This window comes from Aromatoleum toluolicum (genome assembly GCF_012911005.2).
GTDB lineage: Bacteria > Pseudomonadota > Gammaproteobacteria > Burkholderiales > Rhodocyclaceae > Aromatoleum > Aromatoleum toluolicum.
The window spans coordinates 1-522 of the sequence record NZ_WTVS01000189.1 but is presented as its reverse complement, the minus strand read 5'-3'; the positions used below and the strand labels follow the sequence as shown (position 1 = coordinate 522).

Sequence of the window (522 nt, the reverse complement as noted above, 5' to 3'; positions counted from 1 at the left end):
CGTCACTTCGCGCGTGGTGCGGTTGAGCAGCTTCAGGCCCAGCTGGGCTTCCAGCTCGGTGATGCAGCGGCTCACGGCCGGTTGGGTCAGTCCCACCGCATCGCCGGTGCGGCTGAAGTTGCGGGTGGCGGCCACCGACTGAAACACGTGCAGCTGGCGCAGGGTGATATTCATGCGCTCGAATCATAAATCCATCAGAGAAATCCATTTCTCTTTGGAATCAGGCTGCGGTCCAATGCGTGTCTTTGGGGTTTGTGTGCCCCATGTCCCTTTGCATTTTTTGCGCTGCCGCTGCGCTGTCACCTATGGCCCGTTCCCGTTTTCTCCCCGACAACTTCACCCTGGCCTTGCTGGGCACCGTCACCCTCGCCAGCGTGTTGCCCGCATCGGGCGTGGCGGCCCAGGCGCTGGAGGGGATCACCGTGGCTGCGGTGGCGCTGCTGTTCTTCTTGCACGGGGCCAAGCTCTCGCGGGATGCCATCGTGGCGGGGCTCTCGCACTGGCGGCTGCACCTGGTGGTCG

2 protein-coding genes are annotated in these 522 nt (G+C 63.8%); one reads left to right on the top strand and one right to left on the bottom strand.

Annotation, left to right across the window (positions count from 1 at the left end; all coding sequences use genetic code 11):
- A partial coding sequence (locus GPA27_RS29385; protein WP_169143733.1) for a LysR family transcriptional regulator occupies positions 1-174 on the bottom strand: 174 nt, incomplete at its 3' end.
- A 131-nt stretch (positions 175-305) separates the two neighbouring features.
- Between GPA27_RS29385 and GPA27_RS28305 the strand changes: the two genes are divergently transcribed.
- On the top strand, positions 306-522 hold a 217-nt coding region (locus GPA27_RS28305; RefSeq protein WP_211165307.1), incomplete at its 3' end, for a bile acid:sodium symporter.